Origin of the sequence: Flavobacterium cupreum (assembly GCF_003996965.1) — a bacterium.
GTDB classification, from domain to species: domain Bacteria; phylum Bacteroidota; class Bacteroidia; order Flavobacteriales; family Flavobacteriaceae; genus Flavobacterium; species Flavobacterium cupreum.
Genome location: NZ_QWDM01000004.1, coordinates 408534 through 428751 on the forward strand (window position 1 = coordinate 408534; position 20218 = coordinate 428751).

Below are 20218 nucleotides of genomic sequence, written 5' to 3' on the forward strand. Positions count from 1 at the left end.
AATAAAAAATTAGTGCCAATTCGTGTAATCAGTGGCAACCAAAAAAATATGATCAAAAATTTCGACATAATCATCGTTGGCGGAGGCGCTGCAGGCTTTTTTTCAGCCATTAATATTGCAGAGAAAAATCCGAAACTCAAAATTGCCATTCTGGAAAGAGGAAAAGAAGTACTTTCTAAAGTTCGTGTTTCCGGCGGCGGAAGGTGCAACGTAACACATGCTTGTTTTGAACCCAATGAACTGGTTAAATTTTATCCGCGTGGCGAAAAAGAACTTCGCGGGCCTTTTCATCAGTTTTGTTCGGGAGATACAATTGAATGGTTCGAAAAACACGGTGTGGAATTAAAAATCGAAGACGATGGACGAATGTTTCCGGTTTCTAATTCTTCGCAAACCATCATTGACTGTTTTCTGGAAGCAACCGGAAAACTAGGCATTAAAGTCCTGACCGGACAAAGCGTGCAATCGATTTTTAAAGCCGAAAATCACTGGAAAATTGACACCCAGGATGAAAATTATGCCACTGAAAAATTAGTGCTGGCCACAGGAAGCAACCCCAAAATATGGGAAATGTTACAGACACAGGGCCATGCGATTGTCAGCCCTGTTCCTTCCTTGTTTACATTCAACATCAAAGATTCCCGCATTAAGGAATTACCGGGCGTTGCGGCACAGGTGACCGTAAACGTAAAAGATACCAAACTCGAGTCAACCGGACCTTTGTTAATTACGCACTGGGGAATGAGTGGTCCCGCAATTTTAAAACTTTCAGCTTGGGGAGCACGTATTTTACACGACAAAAATTACCAATTTATCATCTTTGTCAACTGGCTGAATGATGTTGATACCGAAGATGCGGAAAAAATCCTGAAAGAACTAAAACAGGAACACGCCAAAAAGGCCGTTTCCAAAAAATCCCCTTTTGACTTTCCGAATCGTTTGTGGGAAAGTTTAGTTCTGGCTTCTGAAATTGAAGCAGAAACAAAATGGGCCGATTTATCTAAAATTCAATTGCAGCATTTAGCTTCACAATTGACAAAAGCAACATTTCAGGTCAACGGAAAAAGTACCTTCAAGGAAGAATTTGTCACTGCCGGCGGTATCGACTTAAAGGAAATCAACTTTAAAACCATGGAAAGCAAACTGCATCAAAACCTTTATTTCGCAGGCGAAATCGTCAATATCGACGCCATTACGGGAGGATTTAATTTCCAGAATGCGTGGACAAGCGGGTTTATTCTGGCGAACGGTATTTAGGTTACAGTCTCAGTTTACAGTTGTCCAGATTGTGACTGAATACTGGAACTGAGACTAAATTAACAAGACTTTACAGATTCAATAAGTTTTCATTAAGACTATTCTAATAATTTTACTTTCAGCTAAATACCACTACATGAAAGTAAAATTACTTACCACAATTTCCCTATTCTCTTATCAGCTCTCTGTTTCCCAAACCGAAAAAGTACTTCACGGAAAAGTACTTTCCAATAATAATCCGCTTAACAAAGTAGAGGTTATAAATAAAACGGCCAAAACAAGTACCAGAACAAATGAACTGGGACAATTTTCAATTCCGGTAAAAGTAAAGGACAGTATCTTATTTTTCTCCAAAGATTATTTTTTTACAAGGCTAAAAATAACTCAGCAAAATATTGATTACAATAATATTCTTGTCAATATGATTATAAAACCTGAGGAATTAAAAGAGGTGGTCGTCAATACTATCAAATTTGATCCAGTTAAAAGTTCCCAACAAGACATCGATAAAATACAACTCGCCAAAGCTACCGGATCTTTGCAAAAATATACCGGAGTTTACGACGGAACAATTACAAATGGTATGGACTTTATCAGAATCGGAACAGGACTTTTAAATTTATTAAAAAAAGATAAGGAAGAGCCCAAAAAGAAAACTTCGCAGACTAATTTCAAAAAACTCATAGCCGCGTCAATACCTCATGATTTTTTTACAAAAGATTTAAAATTGAAACCCGAAGAAGTAGATTTATTTATTGAATTCTGTGATGCCGACCCAAGATCTGCAAAACTTTTAGAAAACAATAATATACTAACCACAATGGATTTCTTATATGCTAAACATGAAACATTTAAGAAGCTGGAATAGCTTTATTTAACTTCTTCCATTTTAAGAAGAAAAAAATCCCCACAATTAATAGAAGTATTGTAATCACAGATAAAATAATTAAGCTCATTTCAATTTGGAATAAATAACCGGAATCGACTTTTCTGCTTTCTCTCAAATTCTGAAGCTGAATACCAAACCTCCAGGCTCTTTCACGATAAAATTCACTTTCTCCCTGAGCACTATTAATCATTCTCGCAACAATTAAGTCATTATCGTAACCATATTCTCTTGCTTTTCTATAAATTTGAAGCGCATTTTCATGTTCTCCCTTTAGTTCAACAAGATTTCCCAGTTCGAAAAGTAAAATCGAAATAATATTATCTTTTGGCTCTATAAATGATATTCGCTCATTTACCTGAAAATAAACTGCTTTTGCCAACTTATCAATCTCTTTTTTGGATAATTTTGTTTCTGGAATTCCTGTAGTTCCGAAACTGGCATTAGTTAAAAACTGACCCGAAATATTAGATAAATTCCTGATTTTTGCTTCTAATATTTTCAAATGCAACCATTCTGAACTATTATGAGATTCCGGGTTTATTGCAACAGACTTTTTAATCCAGTCATATGCTTTTTGATTTTCGCCCATTAACTCATAAAGAGTTCCAAGATTTGATGCGGTAGAATATCGATTAGATTCAATTTTTTCAATATTCAAATATAATTTTAGTGCTTCATGATATTTCCCCAAGACAATTAACAGATAACCTTTATCAGATATATAATCCAGATCATTTGTCTCTTTATACAAACTATCTAGCTGTATTATCAATTTAGGATATTCACCTCTGAAAAAATTATGCCCTTGAGGAACCAGTCCGTCATGATCAATATAAGCCTCGACTCCATTCGCAAGAACTTTTGTTTCACCATTTAAACAAGCAAAAGTTTTAAATGAAACTAAAACCAAAACAACAAAAACCTTGAATTTATTCATAAAAAAAATGTATCGATTAATGTGAAAATAAAAAAACCTGAAACCTCAAACAAATTTACCTGTTCAGCCACCAGATACTGGCATTCAAAATTCCGGCGAAACTTACCCACGCCATATACGGAATCAGTAAATACCCGGCAGTTTTATTGATTTTAACGAACTTTAAATAGGTTTCGTAAATCATAAGCCATAGCAGTGCAATTTCGATTAAAGCCAACATCGGATTTTTTAATCCAAAGAAAAGATACGACCAGATGGCATTCAATATCAACTGAACCAAAAAGAAGCCTAATGCTTTTTTAACTTCCTGATTCTGTTCTTTTATTTTGTCCCAGACCAATCCTGCAGCAACTGCCATTAGTACATACAGCAACGTCCAGACCGGCATGAAAATCCAGTTCGGAGGATTAAACGATGGTTTTAAAATGGTTGGGTACCAGCTTTCAACGCTTGGTCTTGTCACTATGCTTGCTGAATATCCCACCATTAGACAAATTACCAGCGCTATTGCGATTTTGGCTATCTTGTTCATTTTATTTAATTTTTAGTCAAAAATAATCAAAAGAAAGGGTAAACCATATAAGTTGTGTAAGTTCATTTTAACGCTGAGTGTTAGTTTGACGCGCATTTTTATTTTTAATTCAAAAACGCTATTTATTAAAAATTACTGGTAGACAAAAGTTAGCCAAATTTAGATTTAGTCTGACTTACATTTTCTTATATAACTTCTATGGTGAAATATTTTAAAAACTATCTTTGCCAAAATTTTATACTTCATGTTAACAGCAACTGATTTTATTCCAAAAAAATATACTTCAACTATCGAAAACGGAAACTTTGAATGGAGTGCTCCCAGCAATATTGCCTTAGTGAAATACTGGGGGAAAAAAGACAACCAGATTCCGGCCAACCCATCGGTGAGTTTTACTTTAAGCAATTGCAAGACCATTACGAAATTAGGTTTTACAAAGCGATACACTTCGGCTCCGCTGAGTGGGACAACAGCCGTTTTTTCGTTTGATTTACTTTTTGAAGGAAAACCAAAAGAAGATTTCAAACCTAAAATTCAGAAGTTTTTAGAACGAATTGAAATTTATTTGCCGTTTTTGAAAGACTATCATTTTACGATTGACACCCAAAATACGTTTCCTCACAGTTCCGGAATTGCTTCTTCGGCATCAGGAATGGCTGCTTTAGCCATGAATTTTATGAGTCTGGAAAGAGCCCTGAACCCTGAAATGACAGCGGAATATTTTTACCAAAAAGCGTCATTTTTGGCTCGTTTGGGCTCGGGAAGTGCCTGCAGAAGCGTAAAAGGAAATGTAGTGGTTTGGGGAAATCAGGCTAATATTGAAGGAAGTTCAGATTTATTTGGTGTTGAATTTCCGTATACCATTCATGACAATTTCAGGAATTACCAGGATACTATTTTATTGGTAGATAAAGGCGAAAAACAGGTTTCCAGTACCGTTGGACACGATTTGATGCACAACCATCCGTATGCCGAAAGACGTTTTGCCCAGGCGCACGAAAACCTGGACCGTTTAATTTCGATTTTTGAAAGTGGCAATATTGACGAATTCATAAAAGTGGTCGAAAGCGAATCTTTGACTTTACACGCTATGATGATGACTTCGATGCCGTATTATATTTTAATGAAACCAAACACGTTGCAGATTATAAATGCCATTTGGAAATTCAGAAGCGAAACGCAGATTCCGGTTTGCTTTACGCTGGATGCCGGTGCCAATGTTCACGTTTTATATCCCGAAAACGTTAGCGAAAAAGTACTTCAATTTATTCAGGACGAATTAGTTGTATTTTGCCAGAATGGTCAGTACATTTGCGATGAAATTGGACACGGTGCAATTGCATTATAATTTTACGTATCTTTAGTTAAAATTTGGTTATGGACATTCAATTAGAAAAGCTTAAAGTGATAAAAATACTGGAAGAAACAAATGATCCTTTAATCATTAAAGCAGTCAAAAAAATGTTGGCTGAGATGAAAAAAGATTGGTGGGATGATTTGACTGATGAACAAAAAGCAGATATAGCTCAAAGTGAATTAGAATTTGAAAGAGGAGAATTTACCAGTTATGAAGATGTGATGAAAAAATACAGATAGTGAATCTTAAAGTAAATTTTTCAAAAACAGCTGAAAAGAATTTAGATGCTGTTTTAAATTTTATTGAAGCCAACTGGTCGAAAAAATCGAAAGAAATATATTTAGTGAAATTTCATAAAGCAATTTCAATAATAAGTATGAATCCTGAAATTTTCCCAAAATCATCAGTAAATAAAAAATATCGAAAATGTGTTATAACAAAACAATCAAGCCTCTTGTATAGTTTTGGTTCAAATGAAATTAGAATTCATACCATTTTTGACACACGACAACACCCAAATAAAATAAAGAAAGACATACAATAAACATGAAAGGACCCTTATTTTACTCAAAAATATTACTCTTTGGAGAATACGGAATTATCCGCGACTCTAAAGGACTTTCTATCCCTTATAATTTTTACAATGGTGCATTGAAGAAAACCGAAAATCCTTCGGCTGAAGCAATCGCATCAAACGCAAGTTTACAACGTTTTGTAATTTATCTTGAAACGTTACAAACAGAACAGCCCGAACTGGTTACTTTTGATTTGGCTACACTGAAAAATGATGTTGAAACAGGCATGTATTTCGATTCAAGTATCCCACAAGGATATGGAGTTGGAAGCAGCGGTGCACTTGTTGCTGCAATTTATGATAAATATGCGGCTAATAAAATTACGGTTTTAGAGAATTTAACCCGCGAAAAACTATTGCAGTTAAAAAATATATTTTCTCAGATGGAGAGTTTTTTCCACGGAAAAAGTTCTGGTTTAGATCCTTTAAACAGTTATTTGAGTATTCCGATTTTAATCAACTCTAAAGATAATATTGAAGCAACAGGAATTCCAACTCAGAGTTTTGACGGAAAAGGTGCTGTGTTTTTATTAGATTCAGGAATTGTTGGTGAAACGGCTCCGATGGTAAACATTTTTATGGAAAACCTGAAAGACAAAGGTTTCCGTACCATGCTTAAAAATCAATTTGTAAAATATACAGATGCCTGCGTAGAAAACTTTCTACATGGTGACATGAAGTCGTTGTTTACCAATACCAAAAAACTTTCCAAAGTTGTTTTAAACAATTTTAAACCAATGATTCCGGAACAATTTCACGGAATCTGGCAGCATGGTATTGACACTAATGACTATTACTTAAAACTTTGCGGTTCAGGAGGCGGCGGTTATATTCTTGGGTTTACAGAAGACCTGGAACGCGCTAAAGTTTCCCTTAAAGATTACAAACTTGAAGTCGTTTATCAGTTTTAAATTGTAATTTTTCTTCCAGTTAGCCGTTACTGTAACATAGTATCAATACTGATTTTCCCTTTTAATTTGTCGCTTTGTCTAATTTTTTTTATTAAAAAATAACCCGTTAACCCAAAATGTTAAGCAGAAAGAATAAAATTTTAGCGATGAAAGTTATTAGTTTATTCTCTGTGGTGAGAGGTTATAACATTCCTATTATCGTTTTAGCGCAGTATTTATCGGCTATTTTTATTCTTGCCCCGGACAAAAGAGCTTTAGATATTTTACTCGACTTTAACTTATTTCTAATTGTCTTTGCCTCGGCGATTACAATTGCTTCAGGTTACATTATCAACAATTTTTATGACAGTCAGAAAGACCTGATCAACAGGCCAAACAAATCTATGCTGGACAGGCTGGTGAGTCAGAAAACTAAATTATCGGTGTACTTCACTTTGAATTTTATGGCTGTATTAATGGCACTGATTGTTTCCTGGCGTGCTTTTTTATTCTTTTCCGTTTACATTTTCTTAATTTGGTTTTACTCACATAAAATAAAAAAATACCCGATTATTGGTAATTTAACTGCCGCTTTACTGGCTGTAATTCCGTTTTTTGCCATCTTACTCTATTTTTACAACAAAATATCCTTTGAAGAAATTGAAGATCACATGAGCCATTTTGCAGTAATTTCGGCACATGCGATGTTCTTGTTTTTATTGCTTTTGATTCGCGAAATGATAAAAGATCTTGAAAACCTGAAAGGCGACCTTGCAAACAATTACAAAACGATTCCGATATTATACAATGAAACAACTTCAAAACAAATCATTACAATTTTAACCTTTTTGACGATTTTTCCGGTTTATATCCTGATTAATATTTACGATGTCGGTTTTATGGATATCTATTTTTATATCTGTTTTGTCGTAATGCTTTTTTTTCTCTTATATCTCTGGAAATCAAACTCAAAAGAACAGTATTTACTACTTCACAATGTATTGAAATTCCTGATCGTTTCCGGGGTTTTCTGCATTGTTTTAATCAATCCGAGTGTTTTGTGGCACGGGAAGAGTCTGCTGTTGAGATCTTAATTAGTATCGACAGAGATTTTCAAATTCACACAAAACTGCATAAAGGTTCGCTACATATCTTCATGAATCTCTGTGTAACTATACCCAAAAAACAATAGCTATTAATCTAAGAACAATGAACTTAGGATTATTTAGCAAGAATAAACTATCTTTGCACAAATTACAGAATTATATGAACAATAAGGAAGGCAATAATAACAGAGGCGGATCGAGACCAAATAGCTCCAGATCAAACTCTAACAAGCCAAAACCTGCCATGCAAAAGCGTGCTCAAGGGCCGAAAAAAATGAAACCTGCTGTGAAAGCAGCTGAAGAAGAAGCGGCACAAAAAATTAAGAAACAAAATCAGGCGCCAAAAAGACAAAAAGCTGCAGACGAAATTCGTCTGAACAAATACATCTCAAATTCTGGTGTATGCTCGCGTCGTGATGCCGATATATACATTCAGTCGGGTAACGTCAAAGTAAATGGTGTTCCGGTTACTGAAATGGGATATTTAGTAAAATTAAATGATGTTGTAAACTTTGACGGTGTTGTTCTGACTCCTGAAAAGAAAGAATACATCTTATTGAACAAACCTAAAAACTTTACAACTGCCCTCGATGAAGGTCAGGAATACCGTAATGTGCTGGAATTAGTTCGTGGTTCTACGACCGCTAAAATTGCTCCTATTGGCAGAATGGATAAAAATACAACTGGTTTGCTGTTGTTTACCAATGATACGGATATGATTCGTAAATTTACATTACCGAATCAGAAATCATCTAAAATCTATCAGGTTTCTTTAGATAAAAATCTAAAATTTGAAGATTTGGAAAAAATCAGCAAAGGTCTTGTTCTTGACGGACACCGCGTTTTTGTTGAAGAAATCAGTTATATTGAGAAAGAAGCGAAAAGTGAAGTGGGCCTTAAATTACGTTCATCGAATGTAAAAGTAGTTCGTGCAATTTTCGAAAACTTTGACTATGATGTTTTACGTATAGATCGTGTTTCTTTTGCCGGTCTTACCAAAAAGAATTTACCACGTGGTAACTGGCGTTTTCTGACGGACCAAGAAGTTATTAATTTGAAAAACGTTTAATAAACAACTCAAATCAATCATACAAATCCTGTTTTACTACTGTAAAACGGGATTTTTTATTTTAGGAATATTTTAAAAATACTAAAAGAAGTTGTGTCCGAAAAGTGTAAAGATTGATCTTCCTAAGTTCGCCTGGTTTTTATCATCTACTGATTCGTAACACGAAAAACCAAGAATAATTTTAATTCCGGGATGAATACTATTTAAGATATCTCTCTTTTGTTCTTCCAGTAGCAGTTTTAAACTGTCTAAAAGCTGGATATTATTTTTAAGATACGAAACGACTAATAGTGCTGAAAAATTTAAAATTTCCCTTGCTGTTTCGCTTTTGATTCCGACTTCATTTGAAATCATTTCGGAAATTCTTCCTTTTTTGCTGGTGAAAATTTCTTTTAGCAAATCATTTCCCTCTACACGATAACAATCATCTACTGAAAGAATCCTGCCGGAAGCAAAATCGACTTCGCCATAGAATCTTGAATTATCATCAATAAGTGAAATAATCTCTTTATAAAAACCCGACTCCTCTGATTTATTATACAATCCCATAAGAACTGTTCCTATTGAAACATCAATTCCCTTTATTAACAGGGCATCATTTTCAAAATAAAATTTATTCAGCTTTGAAACAACATTTGAAGATATAAAACGTCTTAGTTCAATTTGTAGGTTTGGAGTCATAATATTTAATTTTTAGAAATTTATTTAAATCCATTCAAAATAATCGACAAAGTGGGGCTTTTAATCGTTTATCAGGATAAAAATATAAAATATTTTAACATTTCCAAAAGATAAGTTAAAAATTTCCGTAGTCTTTTACAACATATTTAACACCAAATTCTAAAAGTCTCAATGAACATAACCCTTTCGTAATCAAAAAACAAATAAAAAAAATCAAAAGAAAATTATTTTTTTTTCAAAAAAAACGAAAAAATAAGAAAAAGCTTAAACCCTAAGTAAAAGTTTAAAACAATACACTGCGGTTTTGCCACACAATACTGATAAAAATACCGACAAAAATGATACAAAAAAGGAAATTAATAAAACTGGACGCCAAAAATCCGAGCAAGGATCCTGTTGCAGCTTTCAGTGCCCGACGATGATTCTTAGAATCATAGATAAGTTCTCCTATAAAAGCCCCGACAAATGGACCGATAATTACACCAAAAGGAATCGGAGAAAGAATTCCGACGATCAAACCAATATTGGTGCCCCAGACTCCGTAAGAACTCCCGCCAAACTTCTTAGTTCCTTTGGCCGGAATCACGTAATCGAGAACAGTAATAATAACTGTTATTAAAAGTGTTATCCCTAAAATCCAGTAATTATTTTCAACTGCTTTTGTTAAATACAATAGTAATAAACCTACCCAACAACTGGATAATCCCGGTAAAACCGGCATAAAACTGCCAAATACACCAACAATCATGCAAACAAAACCAAGTAACAGCAATACTGAATCCATACGAAAAAAATATTTTTTTATAAGACAAAACTAAATTGCTGTTTAAAACAGTAATGTCTTTCAGAAAGCTACGAAGAATATCTGTAATACAAAGCTTCTCAAAAAAAATAATTGTATTTTTATACCATAATTAATTTCGTTCAATCCAACATCATAATCTTGAAGCAGTTCCCTCTTTTTTTAGTCGTATTACTTTTAAATTCTTGTCAATATTTTGAGAAGCAGGTTCCGTCTGAAAAAGAACTACTACAAAAAGAACTGAAATCAATTAACTGGAAAGAAGTAGATGAATTTCCCTCTGTTGCAGATTGCGAAAAAATTGCAGACAAAAAACTGCGTCAGCACTGCTTTTTTGAAAAAATGGCGCAGCTTATTCAGGAAAAACTGGATGTAGATTCCCTGTCCATTCTTTATCCTGAACTGGATACTATTGAGGTAAAAGTAACCGTCTTTCCTAATGCTACGATGAAATTCGAACCACAATTCCCAAAGGATTCTGTAGCTTACGACACTATTAAAATAGACAGCATCCTGCATGCACGACTGGTTGATTTTCCAAAAGTAAATCCTGCTATCAAACGCGGGGTTCCGGTAAAAACCCAGTTTATTCTTCCGGTAATTATTAAAGAAAAAAGTACGAAGTAAATTTCTGAAACCTTTTAAGTTTGAAGTTTTTAAGAGTATTCGGTTTTCTTTACGCAACCTTTGAAGCATTTTTTCTTAGTTAAAAAACTATACTCTAAAATTTCGCCCCTTCCATTTATAAGAACCAAACAAACTGTACAAAGCGACAGCCGAACTAAAAAAAGGGTAAAACAAACTACTTAAAACCAAGCTCTCAATTCGTTGACCGGTTAAAAACTGATTGGTGCTATACAACAGTACAAAGTCAGTTATAAACTTTAAAACAACAAACAAAGTTAAAAGTTGCCACGACCAGATTCCAAAAACCAAAAATAAAGTTGCGGTTATAAAACTCAAATTTGCGAAGAAAACTATCAGTCCCAACACTTTTCCAAAGATGCTTTGATAGGAACTTGTTTTCGCCGCCCACCGTACCCTTTGGTAAAATAGTGATTCCCAGTCCTGGGTTGGTTTTGTTTTTACAATCGTTTCTTCTGATTTTAAATAATGCATCAGGTTTTGGTTTAAATTTGCAACTTTTTGGAGTAAAAAAACGTCATCTCCGCTTGCAATAGCATTGTTTCCTTCAAAACCATTCATTTTTTCAAATAATGATTTGGTATAAGCAAAATTTGCCCCATTGCACATAAAAGCTTTTTTTATTCCAAAGCTCCCAATGGTTGCGCCCTGAAGACTCGTTAAATCTAATTGCTGAAAATGATGCAAAAACGAATTGTTGGCCTCATAAGTAACAGCACCGGCAAGCATAGAAACTTCGTTTTCCTGAATGTAATTATCAAAAGTTAACAACCAATTTGAATGAACGGTACAATCTGCGTCGGTGGTAATCACCCAATCTGTTTTTACGTGTTTCATTGCCGTGGAGATGGCATCTTTTTTCGGAGATTTCGAAACCCTGATAGTATCAATAATCCTAACTTGGAATTTAGAATTTGGAATTTGGAATTTTTCATCAGATTCATCATCCACCAAAATGACCTCAAATAAATCAGCCGGATAATTCAGTTTTGAAAAGCTTTTTAAAAGGTGAGGCAAATTCTCCGCTTCATTTCTAAAAGGAACAATAATGGTAAAACTTGTTTGAGGCTCCAGATTCGTATTTGAATATTTTTTTACTTTGAAAAAACCATAAATCAGTACGCCAATCGTAATGATGTAAACGGTTAATATGAGAAATAAGGCCAGATTCATTTTACAGTATTCGCTTTAAAATTCAGCACATAATAACTGCCTAAAACCACTGGTAAAACGACATTCAAAAACCACATCAAAGTCGAAATAAAAACAACAATCCATTCATTAACGCCTAAAATTCCGAAGAAATAAACCGCAACACTTCCTTTAACTGCAAAATCCAGAAACTGAAAAGTGGGCAGTGATGAAGCCAAAAAATATACTACTGCAATCGTTGCGATCAGCGTAAAATATGGTAGTTCAACATCAAAAGCCAAAAACAAAAAGTAATATTGATGTGAAAAAACTACATAACGGCAAACGCCCAAAACTATATTTCTCTGATGAACGGACTTTGGGATTTCATTAATTTTATGAAGCAGTTTTTCTATCGAATATCCCTTGATTTTAATCTTTTTCAAAGAGAACAAAATGCCGAAGAATAAAAAGAAAAACGCAAATAAAATGGCAACAGTCCGGGGTGTAATTACATTATAATTTGCATTAAAATACAACAATCCGAAAACACCAAAAATAACCGTCAGGATCATCTGGATTCCGTTACAGATTAAATTCAGAAAAACGACTTTCTTTGCTTCAGCTTTGGGATAAAACAATGCTTTTCCGGCATACTCTCCTACTCCGTTTGGTGTAAAAATTCCGGCGGTTAAGGCTGCCAGAACCTGTCTGGTAGCTTCTCCTATTGAAATTTCTTGAATTACCCTGGCCAGATTCTGCCATTTCAAAATTTCAAAATACCGGTTTAAAACACTCAAAAGCAGGATAAAGGCAATTCCTGAAACAGACTGGTTTTTACGAAATAAAGTGATAAATTTCTGCCAGTCGAGTTTATCGTTGTGCGCCAGCTGATTGTAAATAAAATAAAATGCACCACCAACAATCAAAAGTTTGACCAGAAGAACAAGGAATTGTTTAGCTTTGTGGGGAATTGAAATCATGCTGCAAAGTAAAGGAAACTATTGCGAAAAAGCTATTTCACAAAGATTCACAAAGTAACCTCAAAGTTACACAGAAAGATTAAAACAAACTTAGTGAATCTCTGTGACTATTTGGTGAAACTTTGTGTAACCCTCTCATAAAAAATGACAAAAGAACGCATCATATTAGGCATTGACCCCGGAACAACAATTATGGGTTTCGGACTGATTAAAGTCATCAATAAAAAAATGGAATTCCTGCAGCTGAACGAATTGCAGCTTTCTAAATATGACAATCATTACCAGAAGCTTAAAATTATTTTTGAACGTACCATAGAATTAATCGAAACGCATCATCCCGACGAGATTGCCATCGAAGCCCCTTTCTTTGGTAAAAACGTGCAATCAATGCTAAAGTTAGGCCGTGCGCAAGGTGTCGCCATGGCGGCCGGTCTTTCGAGAGACATTCCGATTACCGAATACGAACCAAAAAAAATCAAAATGGCCATTACCGGAAATGGGAATGCCAGCAAAGAACAGGTTGCCAAAATGCTGCAACAGCTTTTAGGATTAAAGGAGCTACCGAAGAATCTCGATTCAACCGACGGTCTGGCAGCAGCAGTCTGTCATTTCTTTAACTCCGGAAAAATCGTTGCGGGAAAAAGTTACACGGGCTGGGATGCTTTTGTGAAACAGAATGAAGACAAAATCCGTAAATGAGAAAATCTGTAAATTAGGAAATGTGTCAATTAGAAAATTAGATAATTACTGTAATGCCCATATTTTGATTTTCTAATTTTTTAATTCTTATTTAGCTAACGATCTGATTATTATTATTTTTTTTGCATTCTTTATACTGCCCCTCTATATCATTATCTAATTTTCTAATTGATAAATTATCTAATTTAAAAAATGTCCGGAATCTACATCCACATACCCTTTTGCAAACAGGCTTGCCATTATTGCGATTTTCATTTTTCGACTTCCATGAAGAAGAAAGAGGAAATGGTTTTGGCTCTCGCCAAAGAAATCGGGATGCGTAAAAGCGAGTTTAAGCTTCCCGACTCCGCCCAAAGTGACAACACCATTGAAACCATTTATTTCGGCGGTGGAACACCTTCTGTACTGACCAATGAAGAAATCAACTTTTTAATTTCAGAAGTTTATAAAAATTATAACGTCTCCGAAAATCCGGAGATTACGCTTGAAGCCAATCCCGATGATTTGTCGGCAGAACGAATTTTTGAATTATCGAAAAGTCCCATAAATCGTCTAAGTATTGGAATTCAGTCTTTTTATGAAGAAGATTTAAAGATGATGAATCGTGCTCATGATGCCACAGAAGCGATAAACTGCCTGACAGAAGCGACAAAATATTTCGACAATATTTCACTGGACTTAATTTATGGAATTCCGGGAATGAGCGATGAAATGTGGAAACAGAATATCGAAACGGCATTGAGTTTCGGCATTCCGCATATTTCGAGTTATGCCTTAACGGTGGAACCAAAAACGGCTTTAAGAAAACTTATTGATATCGGAAAGATTGCCGAACCACAAGATGAAGTGGCTTCTAATCATTTTATGATTTTGGTGGAAACGCTTGAGAAAAATGGTTTTATTCATTACGAATTATCGAATTTCGGAAAAGAAAATTACTTCTCCAAAAACAATTCCGCTTATTGGCTGGGAAAAAAATATATCGGAATCGGACCTTCCGCACATAGTTATGATGGCGTGAAAAGAGGCTGGAATATCGCCAATAATTCACTTTATCTAAAATCGATTCACGAAAACATATTGCCAATTGAAACCGAAACGCTATCAAAATCAGATCGCTATAACGAATATATCATGACAGGACTACGAACCATCTGGGGCGTTTCTCTCGAAAGAATTGAAACTGAATTCGGACCTGACTATCTGGAGTATCTCAATAAACAAACCCGGAAATTTCTTGATGATGATTTACTTTTTATTGAAAATAGCATCCTTAAACCAACCGCAAAAGGAAAATTCTTAACGGATGGAATTGCTTCAGATTTATTTTATCTAAATTTGGAAGAATAAAATTTCAGAACACTGATAAAATGCATTCAGACAGCATTGATTGAAAAAATCCGTAAAAATCTGTGTTAGAATATCCGTAAAATCCGTGTGCCCATATGATAGCAAAAATAAACAACTTCGAAATAGACTTGTCAAAACCAATTGATATCTCAATTCCGCTGACGAATACAGACGAGAATCCGATTGCCTGGTATATTGAAAAACCGGCTATTGAACCTGTCGTTTTTGGCGAATGGATCGGAAAAGTATCGGAAGGAAAATCTTCGACGAACTTTAATAATATCTTTTTCAATCCGCACGGACACGGAACGCACACGGAATGCCTGGGACATATTACCAATGATTTTTACAGCATTAATAAATCCCTGAAACAGTTTTTCTTTTTTGCACAGCTGATCACGATTGCACCTGAAAAAATCGGGGACGATTTCGTGATTACCAAGGAACAGATTTCGACTTCGCTTAATGCGACAAAAAACTCAGCTCCGCTTAATGAAAAAACCGAAGCTTTAATAATCCGCACACTTCCGAATCAAAAAGAGAAAAAATCCAGAAAATATTCGAATACCAATCCGCCTTATTTATCGGAAGAGGCTGCGATTTTCATTCGCGAAAATGGAATTCAGCATTTATTAATCGATCTGCCAAGTGTTGACAAAGAGCATGATGAAGGAAAACTGTTAGCCCATAAAGCATTCTGGAACGTAAAAGACACCTTACATCTAAATGCTGATGCAAGTTTTAATGCAACGATTACCGAAATGATTTATGTTCCCGATGAAATTCAGGATGGGAATTATATCTTAAATTTACAAATTGCTTCGTTTGAAAATGATGCAAGTCCGAGCAAGCCGATTTTATATTCTGTAGTATTTTTTTGACATTATAAATTATTTTATTTAATTTGTATTATTTACACTTACCAATAAAATATTTTGAAAATGAAAAAGAGGCAAAACTTTGAACAGATTTACCAAAAGACCATTAAGACCAGTGTTCTCCTGCTATTTTTTTGTCTTAATTTCACAAAATCCTACAGCCAGAATGAACTCCAAAAAGATACTGTAAATTTTATTTATTATCCTGACAAAATAATGGTGCGTGCCAACTTAAGCACACAAAGTGACAGTTATTTGCTAAACGATAAAAATGGACCAAATCTTAATTTGGAAACCAACAATAGTTACAAACTATTTTTAAATATTGATTATAAATTTATAGGATTCAGCTACGGATTTTACCCGAAGTTTTTTGGAGGGAACAAAGATGAAAATTTAAAAGGGAAATCTTCATTTTCAGATTACAACTTCCGTTTCTTTTTAGGAAGATGGCTCCAGACGGTTCAGTACAGTAAAACAAGGGGCTATTATATCTCCAATATGTCTGATTTTTCTCCTGACTGGGTCGAAGGAAGAGATCCCTATCTAAAGTTTCCGGATTTTAAAACGATACAGTTCGGAATGTCAACATCTTATATTTTTAATCCTAAATTTTCGCTTAAAAGTATTACCTCGCTTACCGAATGGCAAAAGAAGAGTGCGGGAAGTTTCGTTCCGTCCTTAATTTACAATTACAATACCATCAAATCAAAAACAGATGATCTTGACGGTAAACAAAAGGAATTTGACCTTCGACTGGCTGCGGGCTATTATTATAACTTCATCATCTGGGATCGATTTTATATTGCACCCAATTTATCCCCATCGCTTGGTGTGAAATTCTCCAGGGACAAGAGTACAACTGCCGGTGTTACAACTATTGAGAAAAATACGTACTTCACCAGAAATCTTGATGGTGGCATCAAAATAGGCTATAATAGTAACCGTATACTTTGCGGAGCAAGTTTAAACTTTAGCAGCAGTTCGTATAACGAAGATAAATCTACCCGTATTTCTAATGACAAAGTCTACGGATTATTGTATTTTGGCTATCGTTTTGATGCGCCCGATTTTGTCAGAAAACCAATTGAAAAAATTGACGGGAAAATTAAAATGTAATAAATACTAAAAAGCCTTAAAGTTTGTTTAGCTATTGTAATGCAAAAAATCATGAATCAGATTACCGTTTCGACCGATAAAAACAAACTTGATGTTCCGTTTATACAAAAATTTTTAAAAGATATTTACTGGGCAGCGCCAAGAACGATCGAAGAAGTTCAGACTGCAATTAATGCTTCGGTTTGTTTTGGAATTTACCTGAACGATAAACAGATTGGCTTTGCGCGTGTGATTACCGATTATGTGGTGTTCGGATATGTGATGGATGTTTTTATCACTGAGGAACATCGTGGTAAAGGATATTCATCTGTCTTAATCGAAAACATGATGAATGAACCCATTCTAAAAAACATTAAAATCTGGAGATTAGCCACCACAGATGCGCATTTTTTATACGAGAAATTTGGCTTTACTGCATTGGAAAACCCTGAAAAAATGATGGAAAAAAAATCACTATGAAAACAATAATCAAACTGGAAGAATTAGGTTTATTTATTCTCGGAATTTATTTATTCAGTCTCCTGAATTACGAATGGTGGTGGTTTTTGACCCTCATCTTAGCGCCCGATTTGTTAATGCTGGGCTATCTCTTTGGAAATAAAAGCGGTGCGTTTTTCTATAACTTTTTTCACCATAGGGGAATTGCTGTTTTAGTTTATTTGTCCGGAATTTATTTTCAAATTGAAATTTTGAAATTGGCCGGAATTATTTTATTTTCACACTCTGCCATGGATCGTATGTTTGGTTATGGATTAAAATTAGTAACCGGATTTCAGGATACACATTTAGGCAAAATTGGTAAAAACAATACGGTATGAATTTAGAAACGTTTTACGAATATTGTCTTTCGAAAAAAGGAACGACCGAACATTTCCCGTTTGATGAAGACACGCTGGTTTTTAAAGTGGGCGGAAAAATGTTTGCTTTATCCTCCTTATCGCAATGGGAAAAGAATGAACCTTCTGTAAATTTAAAATGCGATCCGGAACGCGCACAGGAACTAAGAGCCGAATACGAAGAGATAAAACCAGGCTTTCATATGAGTAAGGTGCACTGGAATACAATAGCGCTAAACGGAAATCTGCCGGCGAAATTTGTAAAAGAATTAATAGACCATTCCTACGAACTGGTTTTCAAAAGTTTGACGAAGAAAATTCAAAATGAAATTATTGAATTAGAAAATTAGGCATTACATTTGCATCGTTAGAAAAAAAACTTAGCCACTCAGTCCCGATAGCTGTCGCGATTGTAACTTAGCAAATTATACCCCATGAAAGAACAATTTAAAAAGTTTTTAAACGAAGAACAAGATCCAAAAGCGATTGAAAAAATCACTTCAAAACTCAATGATTTATTGATGAAAGGTGAAGAAGTTGGATACATCGCGGTTCAGAAAAAACCGGCAATAACTGTTTTTCCTGATAGTATTGTATTAACAAACAAAAGAATTATTATTTGTAAACCTAAAAATTTAGGTCTTTCAATGGATTTTACCGATTATACCTGGGATGAAATCGTAGGTACTTTTGTAAAAGAAAACATTTTAGGTTCAGAGTTCTCTTTTTCTACGAAAACAGATATTCAGGCTTCTATAGATTATATCCCTAAGATTCAGGCCCGTAAAATTTTTACGTACGCTAAAGAACAACTGGATATCTTAAAAAACCCAACTGTTGCAACTCCCGTTGTGGAAGCTGCCCAGACAGAAGAAGTAGAAACAGAATACGAAATCGAAGAAGTGGAAACAGAAGAAGTAACCAGTTTTGCAGAAATTATGCCGGCTACTACTCCGTCTTATACGGAAACTTTTGAGCCAATTCAGCCTCAGGCTTCAACCGGAGACCGTAAATTAAGTGAATTATCCAAGGAAGAACTTTTTGATAAATTACAGAATTACAAAAAGTTACTGGATAACGGTTTGATTATGCAGGGCGAATACGATACATTCAAAAAAGAAATTTTAAGCTATATGTAGTTTTTAACCGCAAGGAGCGCAAAGTTTTACGCAGTGTTCGCAAAAGATTATAAAAAAAACCATCCTAAATAATAGGATGGTTTTTTTATGTTTTTTTCTTTGTGTGCTTTGCGTAAAACTTTGCGCTCCTTGCGGTTAAATTACAAAGTAGCCTTCTGTTTTTCTACAAAACTATTGGACTGTAGTTCTAATAAATCTGTTGCGTTTTTACGCTGCAAATCATACAGGTTCTTATCTTCTGCGATATCTGCGTAAACCCTGTCGTGCATTTCGGCGCTGGTTTTAACCAATAAATCACGTTGGTATTTATTCTGCGCTAAAGTAGCTTTTACTGCTGTTTCGGCTTCTTCCTGTTTGAAATCAAATTCGCCTTTTGGAGCTAATAGCTTTGCAATAATCGGAGAAGTCTCAATCGCCAGAAACAATAACATAATAAAGAAGGATGGCAGCCATGGCAATTTGTCCAACGCATTAATTCTTGCCATTAAACCATCGAAACCTTCTATGATGGGCTGTGTCTGCGATACTTTTTTATCTAAGTCGGCCTGAAGCTGTTTTCCTGTTTTTTCCTTCTCGGCTATTTTTGCTTCGTTAGCCGCCTTTAGCGTTGCAAATTCTTTTAGGGAAGCGTCGTGTTTTTCGCGTTTTTCTTTATAGACGGGACCTTTGCCTAATTTTTTAGTTCCTGCAGTCCCTTCGGCTTCCGTGATGTAAGTGGAGTATAAAGCATTTACTTCCTTCTCTTTTTTCAGGATATCACTTTTCAAAGCTGCGATCTCCGCTTTATTCTTGTCTAAGTCTGATTTGAAATAATTCCCAACCTGCTTTTTGTTGGCCAGTTCCATTTCATTTTTTTCTTTTAGTAAAACGGTATTGATTTCTTTTTCGAAAATTTTAATCTCTAATGGCTTCGAAATAACGATGGCAATGATAACCGCCAGCATAATTCGCGGCGTAGCCTGAAGAAATTCATCAAAAAAACGATCTCTTTTTTTAATCGTCGAAACGATAAAACGATCTAAATTGAAGATCAATAAACTCCATACAAAGCCGAAAATCAATGCCGGATAAATAGAGTCAAAAACAGTAAAAAGCGCATAAGCACTGGCTAAGAAAGCCATAACCGCAGTAAAAAAAACAGTGGCGCCAATACCTACATATTTGGTTTGTTCCCCTTCTGAACAGCCGTCCAGCAGGTCTCGGTCGACTCCTGAACAAAGGATAAAAAATTGTTTTAACATGATTGATGATTTTTGATTGATGATTATTTCGTCAGTTCGCCCTTCGGACTTGTGTGACAGGGCAAATTTAGCGCCAAAAATTTAATTCTGAGGTAAATACTTG

The 20218-nt window shown here is 34.9% G+C and carries 24 protein-coding genes; 17 read left to right on the top strand and 7 right to left on the bottom strand.

Annotation, left to right across the window (positions count from 1 at the left end; all coding sequences use genetic code 11):
- The first annotated feature begins 48 nt into the window (after nucleotides 1-48).
- Together D0817_RS08390 and D0817_RS08395 are read left to right on the top strand one after the other, a co-directional pair.
- Nucleotides 49-1257, top strand: coding sequence for a BaiN/RdsA family NAD(P)/FAD-dependent oxidoreductase (locus tag D0817_RS08390; RefSeq protein WP_127337942.1), 1209 nt, complete (start codon nucleotides 49-51; stop codon nucleotides 1255-1257).
- A gap of 136 nt (nucleotides 1258-1393) precedes the next feature.
- Nucleotides 1394-2125, top strand: a complete 732-nt coding sequence (locus tag D0817_RS08395; RefSeq protein WP_127337943.1) for a BamP family beta-assembly machinery protein — start codon at nucleotides 1394-1396, stop codon at nucleotides 2123-2125.
- On the opposite strand, the gene D0817_RS08400 is transcribed toward D0817_RS08395, so the two are convergent.
- Together D0817_RS08400 and D0817_RS08405 are read right to left on the bottom strand one after the other, a co-directional pair.
- Nucleotides 2109-3083: a tetratricopeptide repeat protein gene (locus tag D0817_RS08400; RefSeq protein ID WP_127337944.1), complete on the bottom strand. Its 975-nt coding sequence runs from the start codon at nucleotides 3081-3083 to the stop codon at nucleotides 2109-2111. The genes D0817_RS08395 and D0817_RS08400 overlap by 17 nt on opposite strands.
- A gap of 55 nt (nucleotides 3084-3138) precedes the next feature.
- Entirely contained in the window at nucleotides 3139-3615 is a 477-nt protein-coding gene (locus tag D0817_RS08405) for a TspO/MBR family protein (RefSeq protein WP_127337945.1), read from the bottom strand.
- A 244-nt stretch (nucleotides 3616-3859) separates the two neighbouring features.
- On the opposite strand from D0817_RS08405, the gene D0817_RS08410 reads away from it, so the two are divergent.
- The 6 genes from D0817_RS08410 to D0817_RS08435 all read left to right on the top strand — a co-directional run bounded on the left by D0817_RS08410 (nucleotide 3860) and on the right by D0817_RS08435 (nucleotide 8611).
- Entirely contained in the window at nucleotides 3860-4963 is a 1104-nt protein-coding gene (locus D0817_RS08410) for a diphosphomevalonate decarboxylase (RefSeq protein ID WP_127337946.1), read from the top strand.
- Nucleotides 4964-4992: 29 nt separating this feature from the next.
- Complete coding sequence (locus D0817_RS08415) at nucleotides 4993-5211, top strand: hypothetical protein (RefSeq protein WP_127337947.1); 219 nt, start codon at nucleotides 4993-4995, stop codon at nucleotides 5209-5211.
- Nucleotides 5211-5516 carry a type II toxin-antitoxin system RelE/ParE family toxin gene (locus tag D0817_RS08420; protein WP_127337948.1) on the top strand — a complete coding sequence of 102 codons (306 nt, stop codon included), beginning with the start codon at nucleotides 5211-5213 and terminating at the stop codon, nucleotides 5514-5516. Before D0817_RS08415 ends, D0817_RS08420 begins: the two co-directional genes overlap by 1 nt.
- A 2-nt stretch (nucleotides 5517-5518) precedes the next feature.
- A complete protein-coding gene (locus tag D0817_RS08425; RefSeq protein WP_127337949.1) occupies nucleotides 5519-6457 on the top strand; it encodes a mevalonate kinase family protein in 939 nt (312 codons plus the stop codon).
- Between the two features lie 116 nt (nucleotides 6458-6573).
- The gene (locus D0817_RS08430; RefSeq protein ID WP_127337950.1) at nucleotides 6574-7530 is read left to right on the top strand and encodes a geranylgeranylglycerol-phosphate geranylgeranyltransferase; all 957 of its coding nucleotides are present in this window, start codon (nucleotides 6574-6576) and stop codon (nucleotides 7528-7530) included.
- A 172-nt stretch (nucleotides 7531-7702) separates the two neighbouring features.
- Complete coding sequence (locus tag D0817_RS08435) at nucleotides 7703-8611, top strand: pseudouridine synthase (protein ID WP_127337951.1); 909 nt, start codon at nucleotides 7703-7705, stop codon at nucleotides 8609-8611.
- Nucleotides 8612-8692: 81 nt separating this feature from the next.
- Here D0817_RS08435 and D0817_RS08440 read toward each other — a convergent pair whose 3' ends face one another.
- Together D0817_RS08440 and D0817_RS08445 are read right to left on the bottom strand one after the other, a co-directional pair.
- The gene (locus tag D0817_RS08440) at nucleotides 8693-9292 is read right to left on the bottom strand and encodes a DUF937 domain-containing protein (protein ID WP_127337952.1); all 600 of its coding nucleotides are present in this window, start codon (nucleotides 9290-9292) and stop codon (nucleotides 8693-8695) included.
- A 283-nt stretch (nucleotides 9293-9575) separates the two neighbouring features.
- Nucleotides 9576-10076 (bottom strand): DUF456 domain-containing protein, encoded by a 501-nt coding sequence (locus tag D0817_RS08445; protein ID WP_127337953.1) that lies wholly within the window; start codon nucleotides 10074-10076, stop codon nucleotides 9576-9578.
- A 159-nt stretch (nucleotides 10077-10235) separates the two neighbouring features.
- Here D0817_RS08445 and D0817_RS08450 point away from each other — a divergent pair, with 159 nt between their 5' ends.
- Nucleotides 10236-10721, top strand: a complete 486-nt coding sequence (locus D0817_RS08450) for a hypothetical protein (protein ID WP_127337954.1) — start codon at nucleotides 10236-10238, stop codon at nucleotides 10719-10721.
- Between the two features lie 87 nt (nucleotides 10722-10808).
- Here D0817_RS08450 and D0817_RS08455 read toward each other — a convergent pair whose 3' ends face one another.
- Both D0817_RS08455 and D0817_RS08460 read right to left on the bottom strand, forming a co-directional pair.
- Complete coding sequence (locus D0817_RS08455; protein WP_127337955.1) at nucleotides 10809-11912, bottom strand: glycosyltransferase family 2 protein; 1104 nt, start codon at nucleotides 11910-11912, stop codon at nucleotides 10809-10811.
- The gene (locus tag D0817_RS08460) at nucleotides 11909-12853 is read right to left on the bottom strand and encodes a lysylphosphatidylglycerol synthase domain-containing protein (protein WP_127337956.1); all 945 of its coding nucleotides are present in this window, start codon (nucleotides 12851-12853) and stop codon (nucleotides 11909-11911) included. Before D0817_RS08460 ends, D0817_RS08455 begins: the two co-directional genes overlap by 4 nt.
- 144 nt (nucleotides 12854-12997) lie before the next feature.
- Here D0817_RS08460 and ruvC point away from each other — a divergent pair, with 144 nt between their 5' ends.
- The 8 genes from ruvC to D0817_RS08500 all read left to right on the top strand — a co-directional run bounded on the left by ruvC (nucleotide 12998) and on the right by D0817_RS08500 (nucleotide 18874).
- Nucleotides 12998-13552, top strand: coding sequence for a crossover junction endodeoxyribonuclease RuvC (gene ruvC / locus D0817_RS08465; RefSeq protein WP_029271706.1), 555 nt, complete (start codon nucleotides 12998-13000; stop codon nucleotides 13550-13552).
- A gap of 192 nt (nucleotides 13553-13744) precedes the next feature.
- Nucleotides 13745-14902 carry a radical SAM family heme chaperone HemW gene (gene hemW, locus D0817_RS08470; protein ID WP_127337957.1) on the top strand — a complete coding sequence of 386 codons (1158 nt, stop codon included), beginning with the start codon at nucleotides 13745-13747 and terminating at the stop codon, nucleotides 14900-14902.
- A 95-nt stretch (nucleotides 14903-14997) separates the two neighbouring features.
- A complete protein-coding gene (locus tag D0817_RS08475; RefSeq protein WP_127337958.1) occupies nucleotides 14998-15783 on the top strand; it encodes a cyclase family protein in 786 nt (261 codons plus the stop codon).
- A 60-nt stretch (nucleotides 15784-15843) separates the two neighbouring features.
- Nucleotides 15844-16899, top strand: coding sequence for a DUF4421 family protein (locus D0817_RS08480; protein ID WP_127337959.1), 1056 nt, complete (start codon nucleotides 15844-15846; stop codon nucleotides 16897-16899).
- A 51-nt stretch (nucleotides 16900-16950) separates the two neighbouring features.
- Entirely contained in the window at nucleotides 16951-17358 is a 408-nt protein-coding gene (locus D0817_RS08485) for a GNAT family N-acetyltransferase (RefSeq protein ID WP_127337960.1), read from the top strand.
- Nucleotides 17355-17717 carry a DUF4260 domain-containing protein gene (locus tag D0817_RS08490; protein WP_127337961.1) on the top strand — a complete coding sequence of 121 codons (363 nt, stop codon included), beginning with the start codon at nucleotides 17355-17357 and terminating at the stop codon, nucleotides 17715-17717. Before D0817_RS08485 ends, D0817_RS08490 begins: the two co-directional genes overlap by 4 nt.
- Complete coding sequence (locus tag D0817_RS08495; RefSeq protein ID WP_127337962.1) at nucleotides 17714-18085, top strand: MmcQ/YjbR family DNA-binding protein; 372 nt, start codon at nucleotides 17714-17716, stop codon at nucleotides 18083-18085. The genes D0817_RS08490 and D0817_RS08495 overlap by 4 nt, the downstream gene beginning before the upstream one ends.
- A gap of 84 nt (nucleotides 18086-18169) precedes the next feature.
- Nucleotides 18170-18874 carry a PH domain-containing protein gene (locus D0817_RS08500; RefSeq protein ID WP_127337963.1) on the top strand — a complete coding sequence of 235 codons (705 nt, stop codon included), beginning with the start codon at nucleotides 18170-18172 and terminating at the stop codon, nucleotides 18872-18874.
- Between the two features lie 140 nt (nucleotides 18875-19014).
- Here D0817_RS08500 and D0817_RS08505 read toward each other — a convergent pair whose 3' ends face one another.
- Nucleotides 19015-20115 carry a DUF4407 domain-containing protein gene (locus tag D0817_RS08505; RefSeq protein ID WP_127337964.1) on the bottom strand — a complete coding sequence of 367 codons (1101 nt, stop codon included), beginning with the start codon at nucleotides 20113-20115 and terminating at the stop codon, nucleotides 19015-19017.
- Between the last annotated feature and the right edge of the window lie 103 nt (nucleotides 20116-20218).